The organism is Agrobacterium sp. NPDC090283 (assembly GCF_044769685.1).
In the GTDB taxonomy this organism is placed as follows: domain Bacteria; phylum Pseudomonadota; class Alphaproteobacteria; order Rhizobiales; family Rhizobiaceae; genus Agrobacterium.
In genome coordinates this window covers 46,640-69,342 of record NZ_JBIVYG010000020.1, presented here as the reverse complement: position 1 = coordinate 69,342, position 22,703 = coordinate 46,640, and the positions used below count along the sequence as shown (strand labels likewise).

General features: G+C 60.6%; 21 protein-coding genes. 14 read left to right on the top strand and 7 right to left on the bottom strand.

Annotated features, from left to right (window positions below):
• Positions 1-195 precede the first annotated feature (195 nt).
• Complete coding sequence (gene cysQ / locus ACIQUH_RS23480; protein ID WP_400819589.1) at positions 196-984, bottom strand: 3'(2'),5'-bisphosphate nucleotidase CysQ; 789 nt, start codon at positions 982-984, stop codon at positions 196-198.
• Positions 985-1,319: 335 nt separating this feature from the next.
• On the opposite strand from cysQ, the gene ACIQUH_RS23475 reads away from it, so the two are divergent.
• The 7 genes from ACIQUH_RS23475 to ACIQUH_RS23445 all read left to right on the top strand — a co-directional run bounded on the left by ACIQUH_RS23475 (position 1,320) and on the right by ACIQUH_RS23445 (position 7,844).
• Positions 1,320-2,222 (top strand): branched-chain amino acid ABC transporter permease, encoded by a 903-nt coding sequence (locus tag ACIQUH_RS23475; protein ID WP_004430050.1) that lies wholly within the window; start codon positions 1,320-1,322, stop codon positions 2,220-2,222.
• A 49-nt stretch (positions 2,223-2,271) separates the two neighbouring features.
• The gene (gene livM, locus ACIQUH_RS23470) at positions 2,272-3,624 is read left to right on the top strand and encodes a high-affinity branched-chain amino acid ABC transporter permease LivM (RefSeq protein ID WP_400819667.1); all 1,353 of its coding nucleotides are present in this window, start codon (positions 2,272-2,274) and stop codon (positions 3,622-3,624) included.
• Positions 3,624-4,502 (top strand): ABC transporter ATP-binding protein, encoded by an 879-nt coding sequence (locus ACIQUH_RS23465; protein WP_400819586.1) that lies wholly within the window; start codon positions 3,624-3,626, stop codon positions 4,500-4,502. The genes livM and ACIQUH_RS23465 overlap by 1 nt, the downstream gene beginning before the upstream one ends.
• On the top strand, positions 4,502-5,230 hold the full coding sequence (locus tag ACIQUH_RS23460; protein ID WP_400819584.1) for an ABC transporter ATP-binding protein: 729 nt from the start codon (positions 4,502-4,504) through the stop codon (positions 5,228-5,230). The genes ACIQUH_RS23465 and ACIQUH_RS23460 overlap by 1 nt, the downstream gene beginning before the upstream one ends.
• Before the next feature lie 182 nt (positions 5,231-5,412).
• The gene (locus ACIQUH_RS23455) at positions 5,413-5,766 is read left to right on the top strand and encodes a DUF6867 family protein (protein ID WP_400819581.1); all 354 of its coding nucleotides are present in this window, start codon (positions 5,413-5,415) and stop codon (positions 5,764-5,766) included.
• A gap of 118 nt (positions 5,767-5,884) precedes the next feature.
• Positions 5,885-7,003 carry a branched-chain amino acid ABC transporter substrate-binding protein gene (locus ACIQUH_RS23450; protein ID WP_400819578.1) on the top strand — a complete coding sequence of 373 codons (1,119 nt, stop codon included), beginning with the start codon at positions 5,885-5,887 and terminating at the stop codon, positions 7,001-7,003.
• Between the two features lie 124 nt (positions 7,004-7,127).
• Positions 7,128-7,844: a polysaccharide deacetylase family protein gene (locus tag ACIQUH_RS23445; protein ID WP_400819575.1), complete on the top strand. Its 717-nt coding sequence runs from the start codon at positions 7,128-7,130 to the stop codon at positions 7,842-7,844.
• A gap of 24 nt (positions 7,845-7,868) precedes the next feature.
• Here the strand turns inward: ACIQUH_RS23445 and ACIQUH_RS23440 are convergent, their stop codons facing one another.
• From ACIQUH_RS23440 to ACIQUH_RS23425, 4 genes are all read right to left on the bottom strand, one after another.
• Complete coding sequence (locus ACIQUH_RS23440) at positions 7,869-8,393, bottom strand: AAA family ATPase (RefSeq protein ID WP_400819572.1); 525 nt, start codon at positions 8,391-8,393, stop codon at positions 7,869-7,871.
• A gap of 279 nt (positions 8,394-8,672) precedes the next feature.
• Positions 8,673-9,602, bottom strand: coding sequence for a response regulator (locus ACIQUH_RS23435; protein ID WP_400819570.1), 930 nt, complete (start codon positions 9,600-9,602; stop codon positions 8,673-8,675).
• The gene (locus ACIQUH_RS23430) at positions 9,599-12,994 is read right to left on the bottom strand and encodes an ATP-binding protein (RefSeq protein ID WP_400819567.1); all 3,396 of its coding nucleotides are present in this window, start codon (positions 12,992-12,994) and stop codon (positions 9,599-9,601) included. The genes ACIQUH_RS23435 and ACIQUH_RS23430 overlap by 4 nt, the downstream gene beginning before the upstream one ends.
• A gap of 31 nt (positions 12,995-13,025) precedes the next feature.
• The gene (locus ACIQUH_RS23425) at positions 13,026-13,796 is read right to left on the bottom strand and encodes an SDR family oxidoreductase (protein WP_400819565.1); all 771 of its coding nucleotides are present in this window, start codon (positions 13,794-13,796) and stop codon (positions 13,026-13,028) included.
• A 37-nt stretch (positions 13,797-13,833) separates the two neighbouring features.
• Between ACIQUH_RS23425 and ACIQUH_RS23420 the strand changes: the two genes are divergently transcribed.
• Entirely contained in the window at positions 13,834-14,076 is a 243-nt protein-coding gene (locus ACIQUH_RS23420) for a hypothetical protein (RefSeq protein WP_400819562.1), read from the top strand.
• Here the strand turns inward: ACIQUH_RS23420 and ACIQUH_RS23415 are convergent.
• Positions 14,007-15,041 carry a glutamine synthetase beta-grasp domain-containing protein gene (locus ACIQUH_RS23415; RefSeq protein WP_003520621.1) on the bottom strand — a complete coding sequence of 345 codons (1,035 nt, stop codon included), beginning with the start codon at positions 15,039-15,041 and terminating at the stop codon, positions 14,007-14,009. The two genes, ACIQUH_RS23420 and ACIQUH_RS23415, sit on opposite strands and share 70 nt — an antisense overlap.
• Before the next feature lie 479 nt (positions 15,042-15,520).
• Between ACIQUH_RS23415 and ACIQUH_RS23410 the strand changes: the two genes are divergently transcribed.
• The 5 genes from ACIQUH_RS23410 (at position 15,521) to urtD (ending at position 21,231) form a co-directional block, all read left to right on the top strand.
• Complete coding sequence (locus ACIQUH_RS23410) at positions 15,521-15,727, top strand: DUF2735 domain-containing protein (RefSeq protein WP_400819560.1); 207 nt, start codon at positions 15,521-15,523, stop codon at positions 15,725-15,727.
• Between the two features lie 368 nt (positions 15,728-16,095).
• Entirely contained in the window at positions 16,096-17,385 is a 1,290-nt protein-coding gene (urtA, locus tag ACIQUH_RS23405) for an urea ABC transporter substrate-binding protein (RefSeq protein WP_003510158.1), read from the top strand.
• A gap of 291 nt (positions 17,386-17,676) precedes the next feature.
• Positions 17,677-19,290: an urea ABC transporter permease subunit UrtB gene (gene urtB / locus ACIQUH_RS23400; RefSeq protein WP_400819557.1), complete on the top strand. Its 1,614-nt coding sequence runs from the start codon at positions 17,677-17,679 to the stop codon at positions 19,288-19,290.
• On the top strand, positions 19,287-20,462 hold the full coding sequence (gene urtC, locus ACIQUH_RS23395; RefSeq protein ID WP_400819555.1) for an urea ABC transporter permease subunit UrtC: 1,176 nt from the start codon (positions 19,287-19,289) through the stop codon (positions 20,460-20,462). Before urtB ends, urtC begins: the two co-directional genes overlap by 4 nt.
• 7 nt (positions 20,463-20,469) lie before the next feature.
• The gene (gene urtD, locus ACIQUH_RS23390; protein WP_400819553.1) at positions 20,470-21,231 is read left to right on the top strand and encodes an urea ABC transporter ATP-binding protein UrtD; all 762 of its coding nucleotides are present in this window, start codon (positions 20,470-20,472) and stop codon (positions 21,229-21,231) included.
• A gap of 206 nt (positions 21,232-21,437) precedes the next feature.
• On the opposite strand, the gene ACIQUH_RS23385 is transcribed toward urtD, so the two are convergent.
• Complete coding sequence (locus ACIQUH_RS23385) at positions 21,438-21,722, bottom strand: GIY-YIG nuclease family protein (protein ID WP_400819550.1); 285 nt, start codon at positions 21,720-21,722, stop codon at positions 21,438-21,440.
• A gap of 257 nt (positions 21,723-21,979) precedes the next feature.
• Here ACIQUH_RS23385 and urtE point away from each other — a divergent pair, with 257 nt between their 5' ends.
• On the top strand, positions 21,980-22,675 hold the full coding sequence (gene urtE / locus ACIQUH_RS23380) for an urea ABC transporter ATP-binding subunit UrtE (protein WP_400819547.1): 696 nt from the start codon (positions 21,980-21,982) through the stop codon (positions 22,673-22,675).
• The last annotated feature ends 28 nt before the right edge of the window (positions 22,676-22,703 follow it).

Here is a 22,703-nt window from a genome sequence, read left to right as displayed (position 1 = left end):
CGGGGGGGCCGGGGGGGGGGGCACAGCCGGGGGGGGGCGGGGGGTGTGGGTTTTTTGGGGGGGCGGGGGGGTGGGCGGTTTCCCCCCCCTCTGCCCTGCCGGGCAGAGGGGGGTAAAGCGGCACACGCCGAAGCTCACCAAAGCAGAAATTTGACGCTGTGCACCATGACAGCCGCAGAAGACGGCAACCGCCTGTTACCCCGCGATCTCCACCGCCATCGCCCCCTCGGCGATAAAATCCGGATTGGCCAGCGCATCCTCGCCCTTACCCATCACGGCATAGGCAAGCGGCCGCCCCTCGCAATCGAGCGTTCTGCCGCCGGCGGCGCGCAGCACGGCGTCGCCGGCCGCCGTGTCCCACATCATGGTGCGGCTGAAGCGGGGATAGATATCGGCGGCACCCTCCGCCAGCATGCAGAATTTCAGCGAGGAGCCGACGGAGATGCAGTCCTTCAGCCCGTGTTCGGCCACGAAGGCTTCCGTTTTCGCCGTGCAATGCGAGCGGCTGATCAGCGCCACGGGCGAGGCGCCGCGCCGGCGTGCCCGGATGGGATGGCGCGACAGGATCGTACCTTCGCCTGATATTGCGAGCTTTTCGGCAACATTATCCTCACCCGTCCATGCCTGCCCGCGGCAGGGGGCATAAACCACACCAGCCACCGGCACGCCGTCGCGGATCAGCGCGATATTGACGGTGAAATCGTCCTTGCCGGAAATGAATTCCTTGGTGCCGTCAAGCGGATCGACGAGGAAGAACTCCGCACCGGTTTCCGGCAGGATGCCGCTCGACACCGCCTCTTCGGCAACCACGGGAATATCGGGAAAATGGGCAGCAAGCGCCGCAAGAATGATCGTCTCGGCGCGCTGATCGGCCTCGGTCACCGGCGAGCAGTCGTCCTTGTATGACACATGCGGGCCGGCGCGGTGGACCGCCATGATGGCCTGCCCGGCGTCCAGCGCCGCTTTCGTCAATATGTCGATCATCTCTTCGCCAATTATATCCCGTCTGCGGGATCTCGCCGTTCCGATCTTCGCTACTCCTTTGCCCGCTGCCCGTCAAATAATGGCATTGGACAATGCTAAAATAAGCATCCGGCCGTCATTTTTTCAGCACTTCCTGCCAAAATCATGGCTCTTTTGACCGGGAAAGCGGCAGTCCATGTGGAAATTCCAAATTTTGTGCAGGATCGCCCGTTTTTGACTTCACATTTTTAACGAACACGATATGCATTTTGGGGGTGGGGGCCTGCCTGCAAGGGCGCTCCTATAATTAACATAACGAGGCGTGGCCCATTCGAGGTCGTGCCCGGGGGAAAGACATGGAGTATTTTATCCAGCAGCTCATCAATGGGCTGACTCTTGGATCGATCTACGGCCTCATCGCTATCGGCTATACGATGGTTTACGGCATTATCGGCATGATCAACTTCGCCCACGGCGATATTTTCATGCTTGGCGGCTTTGCCGCGCTGATCGTTTTCCTGATCGTGACATCCTTCGTCGCCGGCATTCCGGTGGCGCTGCTTCTGCTTCTGATGATGGTCGTCGCCATGCTGATGACCGGCCTGTGGAACTGGGTGATCGAACGCGTCGCCTATCGGCCGCTCAGAGGCTCCTTCCGTCTCGCACCGCTGATCACGGCCATCGGCATGTCGATCGCGCTGTCCAACTTCATTCAGGTGACGCAGGGTCCGCGCAACAAGCCGATCCCGTCCATGGTCACGGAAAGCTATCATTTCGGCGCCATTACCGTGTCGCTGAAGCAGCTGATCATCATGGTCGTCACCTCGGTGCTGCTTTTCGCCTTCTGGTATATCGTCAACAAGACCCCGCTCGGCCGGGCGCAGCGCGCCACCGAACAGGACCGCAAGATGGCCGCGCTGCTCGGCGTTGATGTCGACAAGACGATCTCCATCACCTTCATCATGGGTGCGGCGCTCGCCGCTGTCGCGGGCACCATGTATCTGATGTATTACGGCGTTGCCTCCTTCAGCGATGGCTTCATTCCCGGCGTCAAGGCGTTTACGGCGGCCGTTCTCGGCGGCATCGGCTCGCTGCCGGGCGCCGTTCTCGGCGGCCTGCTGATCGGCCTCATCGAATCGCTGTGGTCGGCCTATTTCTCCATCGCCTATAAGGATGTCGCGGCATTCGGCATTCTGGCTTTCGTGCTGATCTTCAAGCCGACCGGCATTCTCGGTCGTCCGGAAGTCGAGAAGGTGTGATCCCATGACCAATATCGCTTCCGACAACGCTGCTTCCAGCCCGAGCCTGATGGCGGCGGCTGTGAAGGAGGGCCTGATTGCGGGCCTCATCTCGTTCGGCATGTTCATTCTTTATGTCGGCATCGTCACCTATCAGGATATCAACAACCAGCTGATCTGGGGCACCCGCTGGGGGCTTCTGGCGGTTTTCGTCGGCATTGCCGCCGTTGGCCGCTTCCTCGTGGTCGGCTTCATCAAGCCGTCGCTGGACCGCCGCAAGCTGGCCAAGGCCAAGAGCGGCGTGCTGGAGATTTCCGAGGAAAAGGGCTTTTTCCACAAGCACTTCCTGAAGCTGGCGCTGGTCCTGCTGCTGCTTTATCCTGTCATTGCCGTGCAATTGTTCGGCTTTCAGGGTTCGCTGAAATTCGTCGATAATTTCGGCATCCAGATCCTGATCTATGTGATGCTGGCCTGGGGCCTCAATATCGTCGTCGGCCTCGCCGGCCTGCTCGATCTCGGTTACGTGGCCTTTTATGCGGTGGGCGCCTATTCCTATGCGCTGCTATCAAGCCATTTCGGCCTGTCCTTCTGGGTGCTCCTGCCGGTCGCCGGCATTCTCGCCGGCTTCTGGGGCATCATCCTCGGTTTCCCGGTTCTGAGACTTCGCGGTGACTATCTGGCGATCGTGACACTCGCCTTCGGTGAAATCATCCGTCTGGTGCTGTTGAACTGGACGGCAGTGACCAAGGGCACCTTCGGCATTTCCGGTATTGCCAAGGCGTCGGTCTTCGGCATCTGGTCCTTCGATGTCGGCGCGTCGAACAATTTCGCCAAGGCCTTCGGCCTGTCGATGTCGTCGGCCTATTACAAGATTTTCCTGTTCTACGTTATCCTGCTGCTGTGCATGCTGACGGCCTATGTCACGATCAAGCTGCGCCGCATGCCGATCGGCCGTGCCTGGGAGGCGCTGCGCGAGGATGAGATCGCCTGCCGTTCGCTCGGCATCGATACCGTCATCACCAAACTCACCGCCTTTGCCACGGGTGCGATGTTCGGCGGTTTTGCCGGTTCCTTCTTCGCTGCCCGCCAGGGTTTCGTGTCGCCGGAAAGCTTCGTCTTCCTCGAATCCGCCGTCATTCTCGCCATCGTCGTTCTCGGCGGCATGGGGTCGCTGACGGGTATCGCCATTGCGGCGCTCGTCATGGTCGGCGGCACCGAGCTGCTGCGTGAAATGGAGTTCCTGAAGCATGTCTTCGGGCCCGATTTCACGCCGGAACTCTACCGCATGCTGCTCTTCGGTCTCGCCATGGTCATCGTCATGCTGTTCAAGCCGCGCGGCTTCGTCGGCTCGCGTGAACCCACGGCCTTCCTTAAAGAACGCAAGGCCGTCTCCGGCAGCTTTACCAAGGAAGGTCACGGTTGATGGCTTCCGGAACGGCAACAATGACATCCAATACGACTGGCGATACGATCCTCAAGGTCGAACATCTCTCGATGCGCTTCGGCGGCCTGATGGCCATCAACGACTTCTCCTTCGAGGCGAAGCGCGGCGAGATCACCGCATTGATCGGCCCCAATGGTGCGGGCAAGACCACGGTCTTCAACTGCATCACCGGCTTTTACAAGCCGACCATGGGCATGATCACCATGCGCCAGCAGAATGGTGAGGCGCATCTTCTCGAGCGCCTGCCGGATTTCGAAATCACCAAGAAGGCGAAGGTGGCGCGTACTTTCCAGAACATCCGGCTGTTTTCAGGCCTCACGGTTCTGGAAAACCTGCTGGTGGCGCAGCACAATGCGCTGATGAAGGCCTCGGGTTACACGATCCTCGGCCTTCTCGGCCTGCCCGCTTACCGGCGGGCGGTGGATGCCTCGATTGAAAAGGCCAAATACTGGCTGGAAAAGGCCGATCTGATCGACCGCGCCGACGATCCGGCCGGCGATTTGCCCTATGGTGCGCAGCGCCGTCTGGAGATCGCCCGCGCCATGTGCACGGGGCCGGAGCTGCTGTGCCTCGACGAGCCGGCCGCCGGTCTCAACCCGAAGGAATCGCTGGCGCTCAACGCGCTTTTGCGCGGCATTCGCGACGAGGGCACGTCGCTGCTCCTCATCGAGCACGACATGTCCGTGGTGATGCAGATTTCCGACCACGTGGTGGTTCTGGAATATGGCCAGAAGATTTCCGACGGCACGCCGGACCATGTGAAGAACGACCCCAAGGTCATCGCCGCCTATCTGGGTGTCGAGGATGATGAAGTGGAAGACGTGATTGCGGAAGAACTCGACGGAGGAGCGGCCTGATGTCCGGTGAACCGCTTCTGAAAGTCCAGGGTGTCGAAACCTATTATGGCAATATCCGGGCTCTGGCTGGTGTCGATGTCGAGGTCAACAGGGGTGAAATCGTCAGCCTGATCGGCGCCAACGGCGCCGGCAAGTCGACGCTGATGATGACCATCTGTGGCAGCCCGCAGGCCCGTGCCGGTCAGGTGATCTTCGATGGCGAGGATATTACCCATCTGCCGACGCACTTGATTGCCCGCAAGCGCATTGCCCAGTCGCCCGAAGGGCGCCGGATTTTCCCGCGCATGACGGTGCTGGAAAACCTGCAGATGGGCGCCAATCTCGATAACCTGAAATATTTCAAGGAAGACGTCGAGAAGATCTTCGTGATGTTCCCGCGCCTGAAGGAGCGCCAGAGCCAGCGCGGCGGCACGCTTTCCGGCGGTGAGCAGCAGATGCTCTCCATCGGCCGCGCGCTGATGGCACGGCCGAAGCTGCTGCTGCTGGACGAACCGTCGCTGGGTCTCGCGCCGCTGATCGTCAAGGGCATCTTCGAGGCGATCAAGAAACTCAACCAGGAAGAGGGGCTGACCGTCTTCCTCGTGGAGCAGAACGCCTTTGCCGCTTTGAAGCTTTCCGACCGCGCCTATGTGATGGTCAACGGCAAGGTGACGATGAGCGGTTCGGGCAGGGAACTGCTCGCCGATCCGCAGGTGCGCGCCGCCTATCTGGAAGGCGGACGGCACTGAAAGATTTTACTTGCGCCGGAAATTTTGCGGCGCAAGACTGCAAACGGCGGCCTGTTGTCCTTTCGGCCAAACCTTAAGGATCCATGGCGGGACGCAAACAATAAAATGCCCGGCGGGAAAACGACGGGACGACAGACAAGGCAGGGCCAGGGCGTTTCAGCCCGGCACTGATGGGGAAAGAGATGCAGGGCCTTTTTTTCGAAACCGATAACGGCGTGCGTTATGTTCTGCGCGCACTGGTTGTCCTCTTGGGCTTCTGGACGGCATGGCGCACGGGCAAATCCGTGGCCGATGGCTGGGGCGGTTATACGCGGGTGGTGATCTACACCCTCGCACTTGGGCTGGTGATGCGGTTTCTGCATCACGCGCTCTTCAACGGGCCGTTCATCAACGGCTTTTATTACGTGTTTGACGTCGTTCTTCTTCTGGTCTTTTCCAGCATCGGTTTCCGCATGCGCCGGACGAGCCAGATGGTCAATAACTACTATTGGCTCTACGACCGGACGTCGGCATTTTCCTATAAAAAGAAAAATTGACAGCCGGTCTTTTCCGGGGTCACTAATACTCGGCAGAGTGGAACGTTTCTGTTCGGTTAAGGTGGGTACCGAATGGGTTCTCGCAATCAACCCATCCAAAGGAACTGGGAGTAAAGTAATGAAGAAGTCTCTTCTTTCCGCTGTTGCGCTGACCGCCATGGTCGCGTTTGGCGGTTCGGCCTGGGCCGATGTCGTGATCGCTGTCGGCGCACCGCTGACCGGCCCGAACGCTGCTTTCGGCGCTCAGATCCAGAAGGGTGCCGAACAGGCCGCGAAAGACATCAACGCCGCCGGCGGCATCAATGGCGAACAGATCAAGATCGTGCTGGGCGATGACGTATCCGACCCCAAGCAGGGTATTTCGGTTGCCAACAAATTCGTCGCTGACGGCGTGAAATTCGTTGTCGGCCACTTCAACTCCGGCGTCTCCATTCCGGCGTCCGAAGTTTATGCCGAAAACGGCATTCTCGAAATCACCCCCGCCGCAACCAACCCGGTCTTTACCGAGCGCGGCCTGTGGAACACCTTCCGTACCTGCGGCCGTGACGACCAGCAGGGCGGCATTGCCGGCAAGTACCTGGCCGATCATTTCAAGGATGCCAAGGTCGCCATCATTCACGACAAGACCCCTTATGGTCAGGGCCTTGCCGATGAAACCAAGAAGGCTGCCAATGCCGCCGGCGTGACCGAAGTCATGTATGAAGGCGTCAACGTCGGTGATAAGGACTTCTCCGCGCTGATCTCCAAGATGAAGGAAGCCGGCGTTTCCATCATCTACTGGGGCGGCCTGCACACCGAAGCCGGCCTGATCATCCGTCAGGCGGCTGATCAGGGCCTGAAGGCCAAGCTCGTTTCGGGCGACGGTATCGTCTCGAACGAACTTGCCTCCATCGCCGGCGACGCCGTCGAAGGCACGCTGAACACCTTCGGCCCCGATCCGACACTGCGCCCGGAAAACAAGGAACTGGTAGAGAAGTTCAAGGCCGCCGGCTTCAACCCGGAAGCCTACACGCTCTACTCCTATGCCGCGATGCAGGCGATTGCAGGCGCTGCCAAGGCTGCCGGTTCCGTGGAGCCGGAAAAGGTTGCCGAGGCCCTGAAGAAAGGCACCTTCCCGACCGCACTCGGCGAGATCTCCTTCGACGAGAAGGGCGACCCGAAGCTTCCCGGTTACGTCATGTACGAATGGAAGAAGGGTCCGGACGGCAAGTTCACCTACATCCAGCAGGGCAGCTAAGCGCTTCTGCGACACATGATCGAAGCCCGGCAGCGATGCCGGGCTTTTTGTTTGCGATCTCGGCCACATTAGGGACAACAAGGCAGGAAACTAATCCTCTCGGGAACCGCAATGAGGGATAGCAATGACGACTAAGCGAGCCGTGTCCCTATTCCTCGTTCTCGCCGCGCTCGCCACGGTGCTCGTCGGCCTGCATGTCTTCAGCAAATCCCGCACGACGCAATTATTCGGCGGCATCATCGCAAGGGTCGAGACAGCGAGGCCGATGGTGGCGCTGACCTTCGACGATGGGCCGTCGGTGCGTTTCACGCCCGATGTCCTGGCGATCCTGAGGGAGCGTGGGGTAAAGGCGACTTTCTTTTTGACCGGTCAGGAGACCGAAGAGAATCTGCCGCAGGCGCGCATGATCGTCAGCGAAGGACATCAGCTCGGCAACCATAGCTATACGCATTCCAACATGATGCTGATGGGGCCGGCGGGGATCGGGCAAGAGATCGAGCGCACCGATGCGGCCATTCGGACTGCTGGCTATGAAGGTGAGATCATGTTCCGCCCGCCCTATGGCAAGAAGCTGCTCACCTTGCCCTGGTATCTTTCCCGGCATGACCGGAAAACCATCATGTGGGATGTCGAGCCGGAATCGTTTCCCGATGTCGCCGAGGACGCGGCCGTCTTTGCAAAACACGTCATTGAGCAAACGAGAAACGGCTCGATCATCATCATGCATGTGATGTATCGAAGCCGCGAAGTGTCCCGGCAGGCTTTGCCCTTGATCATCGACGGTCTGCGTCAACGCGGGTTTGAGTTTGTCACCGTCTCGCAATTGCTCGAAAATCGCTGAAGCCCATTCTTTGCACAGAGCGTATCAGCCGATCCGCGTCAGAATAAAATCCGCGCGCTCCTCTATCCCGGATTTCGGAAGCACGAAAATATCGTAGCCAAGCTCGTCATAATCGCGGACCAGGCGCTCATATTCCTCGACCGCCGCATCGAAGCCATGCTTGCGCTCGCTGTCGCCCCTGTAGATTTCCGGCCATGGCGGGGTGAGGAAGACCAGACGGTTATAGCGGTGTGCAGCCCGCAGCGTCTCGATGAAGGCATCGCCATTTATATGACGAAGCGCCGAGGCGGCGTCGATCAGGCCGCGATCGAAGAAGACCGGGCCTTCCGGCGGGGCGTTCCGCCGGTCTTCGAGGGCCGTGGCGATGGCGCGGCGGGCGAAGGCTTCGATGTCGATCCACGGCAGGGCCGTGCCGCCATTGCGGTTTTCTTCGATGACGATGCGCCGGCCGGGCTCTTCCACGGTGGCGAAACCGCGTCGGGAAAGCTCGGCGAGAAGCGTGGATTTGCCGCCGCCGGAGCAGCCGGAAAGGATGATGAAACGGTCCATGGGATTTCTATCCTGTATTGGGTTCAGGTGGGTCGGACGGTAATTTTTGGGTTTGGGGTCGCGGCGTGTTTCTTCTCCCCGCCGGGGAGAAGGTGGCCCGAAGGGTCGGATGAGGGGGAAACTTGCCGGATTTCGGAGAGCTTGCCCCCTCATCCCGCTGCCGCGGACTTCTCCCCCTCGGGGAGAAGAAACAAGGGGCGGACGCTCGAACAATGAGCGGATGCTGCGCTCAAGCGGAAAATATATGTTGGCCAAACCTTACCACACCCAGCGCTGTCGTCACCCTTGATGTAATATATGCGCTGCCTTCACGGCCGCCGAAGCGCGGTTTTCGACGCCGAGCTTCACATAGATCTGTTCCAGATGCTTGTTCACGGTTCTCGCGGAAAGGCCGAGAATATCGCCGATATCGCGGTTGGACTTGCCCTTGGCGATCCATAACAGCACTTCCGATTCCCGGGCGGTGAGGGAAAAATGCTCGCGCAGCAGGTGGTCGCCGGATTTCTCATTGGCGGCGGTGAGGCGGAAGAGGAATTCATCCGGACCCATGGCGCCGAGGAAAGACAGTTGCAAGGCGGGCCGTCCGGCCTCGGTGATCGTCAGCGGCGCATCGCGGCCGGTTTCCGCTGCCGTCCGTTCTGCGAGCCAGCGGCCGATATGGGTGACGACGGTCTCCATGCCGTCATCGCGGCCGGTGGCGGCATTGACCAGTCGCGTCGCCTGCGGGGTGGACCAGTGGATCGCACCGCTGGCGCGCACGGCCAGCAGGTGGCGGCCGGCGGCATCGAGCGCCACACGGGCGCTCTGGGCCGAGCGGGCATTGGAGAGATGCACGCGGATGCGGGCGCGCAGCTCGTCGATGTTGATCGGCTTTGTCAGATAATCGACACCGCCGGATTCCAGCGCCCGCACCACATGTTCGGTCTCCGTCAGCCCGGTCATGAAGATGACCGGCACCTGCGCCACCGCCGCATTGGCCTTCAGGCGTCGGCAGGTTTCGAAACCGTCCATAACAGGCATGACGGCGTCGAGCAGGATGATATCGGGCGTGATGCGCTCGGCGATGTTGAGGGCTGCCTGTCCCGAGGTGGCGATGAGGGCGGAAAAGCCTGACTGTTCCAGCGCATCGGTGAGGAAACCGAGCGCTTCCGGGCTGTCATCCACCAGCAATACGATGTCTCTCGGAGCCGATGTTGCCTGACCGCTCATGCCTTGCCGTCTCCCCTGTCACCGTTTTCGAACCGCTTGAGAAAATGCGCGTAACCGGCCAGATCGAAGGCCTGCACATAGGTGCCGAGCTTCTGCGTGAAGGGCAGGTTTTCCGTGTTGCGGGCGAGATCGGCGAGTTTCGCCTCGATGCCGCGTATGTAGCCGATTTCGCCGAGCCGCTGCAAATCCTGGATATGGATTGCGCCGGGATGGATGATCTGCGGTGCGGGCTGCGGCGCGGCTGGCATGGGCAGATCAGTATCGTAAATCCATTTCAGGCCGAGATGCACCGCAAGCCTGTCGCAAAGGTGGCGGATATCGACCGGCTTGGCGATGGCGTCGTTGTGGTTATCCTCGCCCGCACCGGCCATGGCGCCGTCACCGATATTGGCCGAGAGCATGATGAGCGGAGCGGTCTGGCCGGCTTCTCGCAGTTTCTTCACAAGCTGCCAGCCGGTCATGCCGGGCATGGAAATATCGATAAGGAAGAGATCGGGTTTCACGCCTTCGATGAGCGTCAGGCATTCCGGCCCGCTCTGGGCCGTCAGCACCACGAAATCGAGCGGCACCAGCACCTGCCGCATCAGCTCGCGATGATCCTCGTTGTCATCGACCACGACGATGGTGCGGCGCGGGCCGGAATAGGAGCGGATAGTCTTTTCCGCCGCTGGCGCGGTGCTTGGCCGGTGCACGGCTGACAGCATCAGGCGGACGCGGAAGGTGGACCCCTCATCCTTTTCGCTGGATACGGAAATCTCGCCGCCGAGCGTATTGGTCAGAAGCCGTGTGATGGTAAGTCCGAGGCCGAGGCCCGGCATGGGGCGCACGCTGTCTGCCTCGCCGCGCTGGAAGGGTTCGTAGATGCGGGCGAGGTCCTTTTCGGCAATGCCGCGGCCGGTGTCGGAAATGGTGAAGCTCGCCACCTGGCTGCGATAGCCGACATCGAAGGTGACCGCGCCCTCATCGGTGAACTTGATGGCGTTGGAGAGCAGGTTGACGAGGATCTGGCGCAGCCGCTTTTCATCGGTGCGGACATATTGCGGCAGGGCGCGGGAGCGGTCGTGGCGGAATTCCAGCCCCTTGGCCTGCGCCTGCGGGCGGAACATGTCGACGATCTGGTCGAGGAAATCCTGTATGTTGATCTCGTTGGAATAGACCTGCAGCCGGCCGGCCTCGATCTTGGAAATATCGAGAAGCCCGTCGATCAGGCCCGACAGGTGATCGGCCGAGCGGCGGATGACCTTGATCGCCGATTGCCGGGGAGGGGGAATGGTATCGTCGCGTTCGAGGATCTGGGCATAACCCAGGACGGCGTTGAGCGGCGTGCGCAATTCATGGCTGAGGCCGACGACATAACGGCTCTTGGCGCGGTTGGCGGCTTCCGCCGTTTCCTTGGCGTCCTGAAGGGCGGCGTCGGTCTTTTTGTGGGCGGCGATTTCCTTCAGGAGCAGCGTGTTCTGGCGGGAGGATTCCTCTTCCGCCACCACCCGGCTGTCATGGGCAAGCACGAGGAACCAGCAGACGATGCCGGCAATGACGGCGAAGACGAAAAACACGATGAGGATGGTGCGGTTCACCACATCGGCCGTTTCCGGCGAGGCGGTGCCGACCTGATGGGCGATCATAGCCAATATGCCGCCGATGGCGGTGACGGCAATCGCCGCCGCCATGCCGTAGCGCCCGAGCCGGGTGGCGAGCTTCGCCACCAGCTGCCTTGGCAGGAAGGTTTTTGCGACGGTTGCGACCTGATAGTTGAGCTTGGCCTTCGGCTTGCACATGTCATGGCAGCGGCTGTCCAGTGAGCAGCAGAGCGAACAGATCGGTGCGGCATAGGCCGGGCACCAGGCCATGTCTTCCGGCTCGAAAGGGTGTTCGCAGATCGAGCAGGTGATGCTGCTTTCTTCACGCCACTTCTGGCGCGGCTTGCGGGCGAGATAAAATTTGCCCTTCGTGCCCCAGGCAATCAGCGGCGAGGCGATGAAGGCGACGACGAGCGTCAGATAGGGCGCGAGCGAGGCGGCAAGCGGGCCGAAGGCGCCGAAATGCGCCATCAACGCAATGGTGGCCGAAAGCGCCATGGAGCCGACGCCGACGGGGTTGATGTCGTAGAGATGGGCGCGCTTGAATTCGATGCCTGATGGGGCAAGGCCGAGCGGCTTGTTGATGAAGAGATCGGCGGAAATGGTGCACAGCCACGCCATGGCGATGATGGAGAAGATGCCGAGCGTTTCTTCCAGCAGGCGGTAGATGCCGAGTTCCATCAGAAGCAGCGCGATCGCCACGTTGAAGACCAGCCAGACGACGCGGCCGGGGTGGCTGTGGGTAAGTCGCGAGAAGAAGTTCGACCAGGCGAGCGAACCCGCATAGGCATTCATGACGTTGATCTTTAGCTGCGAGACGACCACGAAGGCGACCATGAGCAGCATGGCGGCGGTCTCGTTGGGGATCATGTAACCGAAGGCGGTGAGATACATCTGCGCCGGATCGGCGGCGCGATCCACCGAGACGCCGGAACTGAAGGTCAAGACTACGAGGAAGGAGCCGGCGAGCAGCTTCGGTACGCCGACGACCACCCAGCCGGCGCCGGCCAGAAAGACGGCGATGCGGTGTCGCAGGCGGCTCTGGCCTTCGGCCGGCAGGAAGCGCAGGAAATCCACCTGTTCGCCGATCTGCGACATCAGCGCCAGAATGACGGCCGAGGCCGCGCCGAATTCCACGAGGTTGAAATCGGCGACGGTTCCCGGTGGGCCGGAAGCGTGGTGAATACCGGCAAAGGCCCGCCAGAGATCGTATTTTTCCCAGTCCATCAGGGCGATGAAGACAAAGGGTAAAATGTTCAGCACGATCCAGAAGGGCTGGGTGACGATCTGGAAACGGCTGATGAGGCGCACGCCATGGGTGACGAGCGGAATGACCATGACGGCCGAGATGATGTAGCCGATCCACAAGGGAATGCCGAGCGCCAGTTCCAGCGCGCCGGACATGATCGACGCCTCGATGGCGAAGAGCATGAAGGTGAAGGCGGCATAGATCAGCGACGTGATGGTGGAGCCGATATAACCGAAGCTCGCGCCGCGTGTCAGAAGATCGATATCGACGCCGTGGCGGATGGCGTAGCGGCTGATCGGCAGGCCGACGGCGAGCATGGCGATGGCGGCGACGAGGATGGCGTAAAAGGCATTGGTGGTGCCGTAGGAGAGCGTGATGGCGCCGCCGATGGCTTCCAGCGCCAGAAAGGAGATCGCGCCGATGGCGGTGTGGGAAATGCGGTTGGAGGAAAATTGCCGGGCGCTCTTGGCGGTGAAGCGCAGCGCATAATCTTCCAGCGTCTGGTTGGCGACCCAGCGGTTATATTCGCGCCTGACGGGGATAATGCGTTGCCGTGCGGCCATGCCTATCGAGCGCCTTTCCGGAGGGGGCTTCTCACAGCCGCACCGACATGCCGCCATCCACCGTCAGCACATGGCCGTTGACGAAGGAGGCCGCGTCGCTCGCCAGAAACAGCGCCGCACCGGCAATCTCGTCCGGCCGGCCCCAGCGCTCCAGCGGCACGCGCAGCTTGGCGAAGGCCACCATCTCAGGATTTTCGGAAAGGGCGGCATTGGTTTCGGTGGCGAACATGCCCGGCGCAATGGCGTTGCTGGTGATGCCGCGTGCGCCATATTCCACAGCGATTGCGCGCATCAGCCCGGTCAGCCCCTGTTTGGCGACGGGATAGATCGCATCGCCCGGCCGGACGATGTGGCCGAGAATGGAAGTGATGGTGATGATGCGGCCGTAACCGTTGGTGTTCATCGCCTCTGCCGCATCCCGCGACAGCGAGACGGAGGAGGTGAGATCGGTGCGGATCAGCTCCAGCACGTCATCGTCGCTGAATTCGGCAAGCGGGCGACGGTCGCGCGCGCCGACATTGTTGACGAGAATATCGAGATGGCCGAATTCATCCATGATACGGCGGACAAGGGCGCTTCCCGCGGCCGTATCGGCAATATCGAAGGCGGCGTAATCGGCCTTGCCGCCGGCCTTGCGCAAGGTGTCCACCGCCTGTTCCAGCGTTTCGGCATTGCGGCCGGTCAGCCACACATGGGCGCCGGCTTCGGTAAAGGCGCCGGCAATTTCAAAACCGAGGCCGCGGCCGCTGCCGGTGATGATGGCCGTGCGATTTTTCAGAGAAAATTTGTCGAGAATGCCCATCGCTCACCTTCTTGCTTCAGGGCATCGGCGCGGAAACATGCAGCTGTTTGCCGAATATGCGATGCCGTTGTTGAAAGCCGCGCACTCCGTTGGCGCGCCGGAAGATTATGCCGCGTGCGGCGGCTGGCGAAAGGTCGCCCCGGCCTCCGGCCGTTCGGTGGACACAAAAATGGCGTCGCCCGGCTTCGGGCGACGCCATGTCTTTATCAATCAGGCAGCAGCCGACTTTGCGAGCGGCACTTCTGCGATCGTCTTCAGAACGACGGAAGCGATCTGGTAAGGGCAGCCCTGCGAGTTCGGACGACGGTCTTCGAGGTAACCCTTGTAACCGTTGTTGACGAAGGAATGCGGAACGCGGATCGAGGCGCCACGGTCGGCAACGCCGTAGGAGAACTTGTTCCACGGAGCGGTTTCGTGCTTGCCGGTCAGGCGCAGGTGGTTGTCCGGACCGTAAACGTCGATGTGCTCTTTCCAGTTCTTGGCGAAAGCGGCCATGAGGGCTTCGAAATAGTCCTTGCCGCCAACTTCGCGCATGAACTTGGTGGAGAAGTTGCAGTGCATGCCCGAGCCGTTCCAGTCGGTGTCGCCGAGCGGCTTGCAATGGAATTCAACGTCGATGCCGTACTGTTCGCAAAGACGCAGCAGCAGGTAACGGGCGATCCAGATCTGGTCGGCGGCGCGCTTGGAGCCCTTGCCGAATACCTGGAATTCCCACTGGCCCTTGGCCACTTCGGCATTGATGCCTTCGTGGTTGATGCCGGCTTCGAGGCAGAGGTCGAGGTGCTCTTCAACGATTTCGCGGGCAACCGAACCGACATTCTTGAAGCCGACGCCGGTGTAATAAGGACCCTGCGGAGCCGGGTAACCCTGTTCCGGGAAGCCGAGCGGGCGGCCGTCCTGGTAGAAGAAATATTCCTGTTCGAAGCCGAACCATGCATCTTCGTCGTCGAGGATGGTCGCGCGGCTGTTCGAAGCATGCGGGGTGACGCCATCGGGCATCATGACTTCGCACATGACCAGTGCACCGTTGGAGCGGGCCGGATCAGGATAGATCGCGACGGGCTTCAGCACGCAATCCGACGAGTGGCCTTCGGCCTGCTGCGTGGAGGAGCCATCAAAGCCCCAGAGGGGCAGCTGCTCGAGTGTCGGGAATTCGTCGAATTCCTTGATCTGGGTCTTGCCGCGCAGGTTGGGGACCGGCTTGTATCCGTCCAGCCAGATGTACTCGAGTTTGAACTTAGTCATTACGAACCTCTCATAGGTAACAATGCGAAGCCTTGAGGCCTCCCGTGGCTTTGGCCACCGAAGCGCATTCGCGTTCAAGGGCTGACCCCTTAGATGCATGCCGCGTGCCAGATTGGCGATATCCGACGATTTTTTCGAAAAATCTTTCAGGCCCCCTGTCGCGCAGGAGCCTGGATATCGCTTGCGGCTGGTTCTGCTGCGCTGCGGCAGGCAAATTCACCCCTCATGTTTCATCATTGAATCCTGATAGATAGCCGGCGTCTTCCGGGGAAATGCCCTGCTGCGGTGCAATGATTTCGATTGCGCGCGAGGGATCGGCATTTGCCCCAAAAACCGGCGCTTTCGGAATGGTTTTTCTTGTAGATGAGACGATTAATGCCTATATTTTTCGCAACGTGATTTTTTTTTAATCAAACGGAGCGAATCCGGCCTTTGCTGGTTTGTTCCAGAGACAAGTGCTTCGATGCAAACAGAGTGAGATGACCGATATGGCAACTGGCTTTCATCGCGAGACGGCAACGATCTATCAATTCCCGGTCGGCGGGCGCGCGGGCGTTTCCAAGTTCCGCGACAGCGGGCTGAGCAAGCTTGAACGTGAGGCGCGGGAGCCGCATGTGGATTTCGGCTCCTGGTATCATGACGATGCGATCCGCGACGAAGATCGGGACGGCAAGCCGCATTCGTGACCTCTCTTCGCCGCGTTTTCGGGGAGCGTGAGTCCACCGGCCCGTCCGGTTCCAACGCCGTCACTCGCTCCAACGCTCCCTCTCGCTCCACGTCATCCTCGGGCTTGACCCGAGGATCCAACACTCCGGGCGGCCATGGATCCTCGCCTCAAGGGCGAGGATGACGTCGAATGTGTAGGCGGTTCCGCTCCAAATCGTGGCCTCGCGCAGCTTCGCACTGCCAGACACCCGATTGCAGCTTTCGCCACCCCGCCTACGTCAATTGACGTATACGGTTTCGTCTCCGCGAGATCGATAGTCCCTCCCAGCAGCGGCCGCTGATGCCGCTGAGCCTCGACGAGAGGCCAACAAGGAGAGGGGTTCTTCCGATGATGTTCCGCAAGACGCTTAGTGCCGCGCTGCTTGGCGCGATCCTGTCCACCACCGCCTTCCACGGCGCCTTTGCCGCAGACGACACGATCAAGGTCGGTGTGCTGCATTCGCTGTCCGGCACCATGGCGATTTCAGAAACGACACTGAAGGACGCCATGCTGATGCTCATCGACGAGCAGAACAAAAAGGGCGGCGTTCTCGGCAAGAAACTCGAAGCCGTGGTGGTCGATCCGGCCTCCGACTGGCCGCTATTTGCTGAAAAGGCCCGCCAGCTGATTTCGCAGGACAAGGTCGCCGCCGTGTTCGGCTGCTGGACGTCTTCCTCGCGCAAGTCGGTGCTGCCGGTCTTCGAAGAGCTGAATTCGATCCTGTTCTACCCGGTTCAGTACGAGGGCGAAGAATCCTCGCGCAACATCTTCTATACCGGCGCGGCTCCGAACCAGCAGGCCATTCCGGCCGTCGATTATCTCGCCAGCACCGAAGGTGTGGAGCGCTGGGTTCTGGCCGGCACGGACTATGTCTATCCGCAGACCACCAACAAGATCCTGAAGGCCTACCTGATGTCGAAGGGCGTCAAGGAAGAGGACATCATGATCAACTATACGCCGTTCGGCCATTCCGACTGGCAGACGATCGTGTCCGACATCAAGAAATTCGGCTCGGCCGGCAAGAAGACCGCCGTGGTCTCCACCATCAACGGCGACGCGAACGTGCCTTTCTACAAGGAACTGGCGAACCAGGGCATCAAGGCCGAGGATATCCCGGTCGTCGCCTTCTCGGTGGGTGAAGAGGAACTGGCCGGTCTCGATACCGCACCGCTGGTCGGCCACCTTGCCGCCTGGAACTACTTCCAGTCCGTCGATGCGCCGGTCAATGCCGAGTTCATCAAGACCTGGCACGCCTTTACCAAGAACGACAAGCGCGTGACCAACGACCCGATGGAAGCCGCCTATATCGGCTTCAATGCCTGGGTGAAGGCCGTGGAATCCGCCGGCACTACAGATACGGATAAGGTTCTCGACTCGATCATCGGCGTTTCGGTGCCGAACCTTTCGGGCGGTTATTCCACCGTCATGCCGAACCACCACATCACCAAGCCGGTGCTGATCGGGGAAATCCAGGCCGATGGGCAGTTTGAGATCGTACAGCAGACACCGCAGGTGGTGGGGGATGAATGGTCGGATTATCTGCCGGATTCGAAGGACCTGATTTCGGACTGGCGGAAGCCGATGTCTTGCGGCAACTTCAATGTGGCCAGTGGCAAGTGCGGCGGCAAGGGTAGCTGATTGGCTTAGCACCGCCCCTCGCGGGAGGGGCGGACTTATTTGGGTTTCTCTCATTAGAAACTGAACAAGCATGCCCCCCTCTGCCCTGCCGGGCATCTCCCCCACAGGTGGGGAGATCGGCAAGATGCGCCGACGCCGTGCAATCTCGACCGACGAGAAGGGCGAGACCTAGCAACGGATCGATCTCCCCCCTTGTGGGGGAGATGCCCGGCAGGGCAGAGGGGGGTGAGCGGCATACTCAAGTGGCATTACCCACAAACGCCCCGCCGTAAAACGCCCAAGGACCCCGACATGACGATCCGATCTTTTCTCGGAGCCATCTTCCTCTGGCTCACCATGGGGATCGCCGCCCAATCCTTCGCGCAAAGCGATCCGAAGGCGCTGATCGACCAGCTCGGCACGGCTGACTTCAAACAAGCCGAAACGCTGATCGGCCAGATCGCCGCGACCGGCGATGCGCGCGTCGTTCCGGCGCTAGAGGCTTTTGCGTCAGGCGATCTTTACGTGCGCAAGGCCGACAATCTGGTGTTCATGACGAAGCCGGCAGGCTCCAACTTTACCTTGATAGATCCGCTGACCGGCGAAAGCGCCGGCGAAGCGCCGAAGGCGGCCGTTACCAAGATCAAGGTCAACAATAATCTGCGCCGCATCATCCGCGCAGCCCTCGGCGGGCTGACCCTGCTCAGCCCGGAAAAATCCGTGCGGCTTTCCGCCGCCGATGCCGTTCTGAAAGCGCCGAGCGCTGAAAATCTCGAATTGCTGGAAGCGGCCATATCAAGGGAAACCGATCAAGAGGTGAGGACCCGGATGGAGGAGGCGCGGGCTGTCTCGCTGCTCTCCTCCGACCGTCCGCTGGAGGCCAAGAGGCAAGCGATCGCCACCATCAAGAACCTGGGCGGCCGCGATGCCATCGGCATTCTCATGGCGGCGTCGCCTTCCGTGGATCAGAGCCTGAAACCGGATATCGACAGCGCCATATCGAGTATCGAAAGCTCCCTTGCCTTCTGGGATTACGCGCAGAATGTCTGGTACGGCCTGTCGCTCGGTTCCGTGCTTTTGCTCGCCGCCATCGGCCTTGCCATCACCTTTGGCGTGATGGGCATCATCAACATGGCGCATGGCGAGATGGTGATGATCGGCGCTTACTCCACCTTCATGGTGCAGGAGGTGATCCGCTCCAATTTCCCCGGCCTGTTCGGCTGGTCGCTCGCCATCGCCTTGCCCGCCGCCTTTCTGGTCACGGCCTGCGTCGGACTGGTCATGGAGCGCGGTATCATCCGTTTCCTCTACGGGCGGCCTTTGGAAACGCTGCTTGCCACCTGGGGCATCTCGCTCATCCTGCAACAGGGCGTGCGCTCCATCTTCGGCCCCACCAACCGGGAAGTCGGCAGCCCGAGCTGGATGTCCGGCTCCTTCAGCGTCGGTTATCTCAATTTCACCTGGAACCGGGTGTGGATCGTCTGCTTTTCGCTTTCGGTGTTTTTCGCGCTGCTGGTTCTCCTGAAGCGCTCCGCTTTCGGCCTGCAGATGCGCGCCGTCACCCAGAACCGCCGCATGGCCTCTTCCATGGGCATCCGCACCCCCTGGGTGGATGCCTTCACCTTCGCGCTCGGTTCCGGCGTTGCCGGTCTTGCCGGTGTGGCGCTCTCGCAGATCGACAATGTCTCGCCCAATCTCGGCCAGAGCTACATCATCGACAGTTTCATGGTGGTGGTGTTCGGCGGTGTCGGCAATCTCTGGGGAACGCTGGTCGGCGCGCTGTCGCTCGGCGTGCTCAACAAGTTTCTCGAGCCGACGGTGGGCGCCGTGCTCGGCAAGATCCTCGTGCTCGTTCTCATCATCCTGTTCATCCAGAAGCGGCCGCGCGGTCTCTTCGCACTCAAGGGAAGGGCGATCGAAGCATGATTACCGGCTTCCTCCTGCGCGCGCTCGATCGCCGCATTTCCATCGCCATCGGCATCATTCTGGCCATCGCCGTGCTGGTGCCCGCCTCCAATCTGCTATTGCCTGAGGGTAGCGCGTTTCGCATCCCGACCTACATCATGTCGATGCTCGGCAAATATCTGGCCTATGCGCTCTTGGCGCTGGCGCTCGATCTCGTCTGGGGGTATTGCGGCATTCTCTCGCTCGGCCACGCGGCTTTCTTCGCACTCGGCGGTTATGCCATGGGCATGTATCTGATGCGGCAGATCGGCACGCGCGGGGTCTATGGCCATCCGGTGCTGCCTGATTTCATGGTGTTCCTCAACTGGAAGGAACTGCCGTGGTTCTGGCAGGGCTTCGACATGTTCTGGTTTGCGGCACTTATGGTGCTTGTCGTTCCGGGGCTGCTCGCCTTCGTGTTCGGCTGGTTCGCCTTTCGCTCGCGCGTCAACGGCGTTTATCTGTCGATCATCACCCAGGCTATGACCTACGCCCTGCTGCTTGCCTTCTTCCGCAACGATATGGGTTTCGGTGGCAATAATGGCCTCACCGATTTCAAGGATATCCTTGGCTTTTCCGTGCAGGCGGATGGCACGCGCGCCGTGCTGTTTGCCGTGACGGCCGTGATCCTGGCGCTTTCGTTGCTGATTGCGTCGCGCATCGTCAATTCCAAATTCGGCAAGGTGCTGGTGGGCGTGCGCGATGCCGAAAGCCGGGTGCGTTTCCTCGGTTTCCGGGTGGAAAACATCAAGCTCTTCACCTTCGTCGTGTCTGCCATGATGGCGGGTATTGCCGGTGCGCTGTTCGTGCCGCAGGTGGGCATTATCAATCCCGGCGAATTTTCGCCCGCCAACTCCATTGAAGTGGTGGTGTGGACGGCGGTGGGAGGGCGCGGCACGCTGATCGGGCCGATTATCGGCGCGCTGCTGGTCAATGGCGGCAAGAGCTACTTCACCGGCGCTTTTCCGGAATTCTGGCTGTTTGCGCTCGGTGGGCTCTTCATTGCGGTGACGCTGTTCTTCCCCAAGGGCATCGTCGGCACCCTGCAGCATTATCTGGCAGGGCGGCGTGAAAAGCGGGTCGCGCTTGCGGCAGGTGGGGCACAGCCGGGCAATGACAGCGGCTCGACAGTGGCGCAACAGGCGGCGGAGTGAGGCGGATATGAACACGGTTTCCGAAAACAGAACAAAGAGCCTGCTTTATCTCGATGGCGTCTCGGTGTCTTTCGATGGCTTCAAGGCGCTGAATTCCCTCTCCTTCGTGGTGGAGCCGGGCGAACTGCGCGCCATCATCGGCCCGAATGGGGCGGGCAAGACGACGATGATGGACATCATCACCGGCAAGACAAGGCCGGATGCGGGCACGGTGCTGTTTGAAGACAGCATCGACCTCACGAAAAAGGACGAGGCGGATATTGCCCAGCTCGGCATAGGGCGGAAATTCCAGAAGCCGACGGTGTTCGAGAGCCATACCGTCTGGGACAATCTGGAACTGGCGCTGAACCGCAAGCGCGGCGTTTTCGCGACGCTGTTTTACCGGCTGAGCGAGGAAGACAAGGCGCGCATCGAGGAAATCCTCGCCACCGTGCGCCTTGGCCACCGTCGCGGCGATCTTGCCGCCAACCTCTCACACGGCCAGAAACAGTGGCTGGAGATCGGCATGCTCTTGGCGCAGGAGCCGAAGCTCTTGCTGGTGGACGAGCCGGTGGCGGGCATGACGGATGCGGAAACGGCCGAAACCGCCGTGCTTTTGAAGGAAATCGCCAAGACCCGTTCGGTGGTGGTGGTGGAGCATGACATGGGTTTCATCCGCGAACTGGGGGTGAAGGTGACGTGTCTTGCCGAAGGCTCGGTGCTGGCGGAAGGGTCGATCGATTTCGTGTCCAGCGATCCGAAGGTGATCGAGAATTATCTGGGGCGGTGATGGTGCGGCGTATCACAACGACATTTGGGCGTTTGTCGCGGTGGATCCTCGGGTCAAGCCCGAGGATGACGGTGGAGGACTGGTCGATAGGGGTACCACACTGTCCTTCACCGCTCTGGGAAACATGGAGTGGTGGTCAACCCCCAACATTGAGAAACCCGCTGCCGTCATCCTCGGGCTTGACCCGAGGATCCATCGCCACCCACTCAGCCAAATTCCTCGTAAAGATCACGCCACTCCGGATTAAAATCCTCAATCAGCTTGATCTTCCAGTCGCGATACCAGCGTTTCAAGGATTTTTCCCGCTGGATCGCGGTGCCGATGCTCATATGCTCTTCGTACCAGACGAGCTTCGTGCACCCATAAAGGCTGGTAAAACCTTTGGTCAGTCCTTCGCGGTGCTCGTAAACTCGCTGCTCAAGGTTCGACGTCACGCCGATATAAAGCGTTCCGTGTCTGCCGCTCGCGACGATATAGACGAAGCCGGCCACGGTGTGTTCCTGGGAGTGGATCCTCGGGTCAAGCCTGAGGATGACGGCTGGGTGGGGGTAATGCCTGGAGGTTACTCCGGGAATATTACAAAAAATTTTCGCTCTGTCGTGACCCGTCAGCACGGCGAAATTGCGCGCCGAAATCGGTATTTGACAGCGCTGCTGTGCGTTCCGCTTGCCCCTACGTCATCCTCGGGCTTGACCCGAGGATCCATGCCCCGCTCTCCCACTACGCTTTTTTCAGACAAGGTAGCACCATGCTGACAGTCGAAAACATCAACCTCCACTACGGCGCGGCGCAAGCCCTGCGCGGTGTGTCGCTCAAGGCGGAGATGGGCAAGATCACCTGTGTCCTCGGCCGCAACGGCGTCGGCAAAAGCTCTCTTCTGCGGGCCGTCACCGGCCAGCAGGCCACCAGTGCCGGCACCATCCGTTTCGGCGATGCGACGTTAGACGGGCTGGCGCCCTATCAGCGGGCCAAGCGCGGTGTCGGCTATGTGCCGCAGGGGCGGGAAATCTTTCCGCTGCTCAGCGTTCAGGAGAATCTGGAGAGCGGTTATGCGCCGCTGCCGCGCAGGGAACGGTTCATCCCGGACGATATTTTCAGCCTGTTTCCGGTGCTGCAATCCATGCTGTCACGGCGCGGCGGCGATCTCTCCGGCGGACAGCAGCAGCAGCTTGCCATCGGCCGGGCGCTGGTAACGCGGCCGAAGATCCTCGTGCTCGATGAGCCGACCGAGGGCATCCAGCCGTCGATCATCAAGGATATCGGCCGGGCGATCAAATATCTGCGCGATTCCACCGGCATGGCGATCCTGCTGGTCGAGCAATATCTGGATTTCTGCCGCGAACTTGCCGATTACGTCTACATCATGGACCGCGGTGAAATCGTGCATGAGGGGCTGGCTGAGACGCTGGATACGCCCGAGGCGCGGCGGCATCTGACAGTATAAATCGAGACTAAAAGTACCGCACGCCGAT